The sequence below is a fragment of the Spirillospora sp. NPDC049652 genome, assembly GCF_040675125.1.
In the GTDB taxonomy this organism is placed as follows: Bacteria; Actinomycetota; Actinomycetes; order Streptosporangiales; family Streptosporangiaceae; genus Spirillospora.
In genome coordinates this window covers 1-1,705 of record NZ_JBFAOF010001259.1, presented here as the reverse complement: position 1 = coordinate 1,705, position 1,705 = coordinate 1, and the positions used below count along the sequence as shown (strand labels likewise).

2 protein-coding genes are annotated in these 1,705 nt (G+C 75.1%); both read right to left on the bottom strand.

Going from position 1 to position 1,705, the window contains the following annotated elements; translation table 11 throughout:
• Window positions 1-831, bottom strand: an 831-nt coding sequence (locus AB0J52_RS39200) for an MMPL family transporter (protein WP_500188157.1), incomplete at its 3' end; no start/stop codon positions are given.
• Window positions 832-999: 168 nt separating this feature from the next.
• Window positions 1,000-1,705: acyl-CoA-like ligand-binding transcription factor (locus tag AB0J52_RS39195; protein ID WP_500188156.1), on the bottom strand; the 706-nt coding region annotated here is incomplete at its 5' end.

The window sequence follows — 1,705 nt, the reverse complement described above, 5'->3', positions numbered from 1 at the left end:
GGCCGACCCGGCGGTGCCGACGGCGCGGCCGGCGGCCTCCTCCCCGGACCTGCCCTCCGCGAGCTCGTGCCGGTACCGGGAGGTGATGAACAGGGCGTAGTCGATGGCGACGGCCAGGCCGAGCATCAGCGCGAGCGTCGAGGTGGTCGAGCTCATCTCGATCAGGCCGGTCGCGGCGGTGATGCCGCTCATCGCGATGGCCACGCCGAGGATCGCGTTCAGCAGCGGGAGCCCGGCGGCCACCAGCGAGCCGAGGGTGATCAGCAGCACCACGGCGGCGATGGCGAGCCCGATGAGCTCGGAGGCGCCCTGCTCGGGCATGCCCTGGGTGGCGCTGCCGCCCATCTCGACGGTCAGCCCGGCCGAGCGGCCCGCGTCCGCGGCGTCGTCCAGGGCGTCCCGGGAGGACTGCTCCACGTCCACCTGGGTCACCTTGTAGGTGACCTGGGTGAGGGCGGTGCGCTGGTCCGGGGAGAGCGCCCTGGCCTGGTAGGGGTCCACGACGGAGCCGACCTGCGGGGCCGTCCGCAGCTTGCCGACGACCTGCTCGACGGCCGCGCGGTTCGCGGGCTCGGCGAGGGTGTGGCCGGCCGGCGCGCGGATCACCACGCGCGCGGTCGCGCCGTCCGCCGACGCCTGCGGCATCTTGTCCTTGAGCAGGTCGATGGCCCGCTGGGCCTCGGTGCCGGGGATGGAGAAGTCGCTGGACGTCGGGCCCTTGAGCACGGCCGCCCCGACGCCGAACAGGACGAGCAGCCCCACCCAGAGGAGGGCGACGAGTCGGCGGCGCCGGTAGGAGAACCGGCCGAGCCGGTACAGGAAGGTTGCCAAAAGAGAAGATCCCATTCGATGCCGGACGCGCCGGGAAGCGGTCCGGTGTCACGGACGGTGCACGGGCGATGGCCTGGCGACGGGCTGGTCGTCAGGTCCCTCAGGGGTGGGTCCGCCGAAAGGGGGGTTCCGGCCGGGGCAAGGCGGCACGCCCCGGCCGGAAGCGTGTCAGCCGGACGGGTCGGCGGAGGCCGCCGCGGCGACGGCCTCGCGGTCGGGTCCGTCCGGAACCGGGCCGGGGGCGGGACCGGTCGCGGGCAGATCGGGAGCGGACATCTCGGGAGCGGGCAGGTCGGGAGCCGGCGAGTCGTGGGCGGGCAGGTCGGGCTGGTCGGGCTGGTCGGGAGCGGGCTGGCCGGGGACGGGCAGGCCCGTGCGGAACTGGGCGAGCGCGGAGTCGACCAGGTCCCGCAGGTCGGCTCGGCCGCCGCCGTCCACCCAGAGGTTGACGACGACGCGCATCGTCAGGCCGATGACGCCGGCGACCAGGTGGGGATAGAGGTCGCGGGCGGCGTCGGTGCCGGTGCGGGCGGCGATCACGGCCGCCGCGTCCCGCTGCATCTCGCCGAGCCCGCACAGCTGGGACGCGACGAGCGAGGGGTCGGTCTTGACGATGCGCATCAGCGCGACCGTCTCCTCGAAGCGCTCCGGCGGCGCGATCACCTCGTGCAGGACCGCGCGGACCGAGTCCCAGACGGGCTCGTCCGCGGGCCGCCCGGCGAGGCCCGCCAGCAGCGACCGGGTCGCGTCGGTGAGCGGCGCGACGATCGCCTCCTCCTTGCCGGGGAAGTAGTTGTGGAAGGTCCGGGCCGACACGCCCGCCGCGGCGGCGATCGCGTCGACGGTGACCCCCTCCACGCCGTGCTCGAGCGCC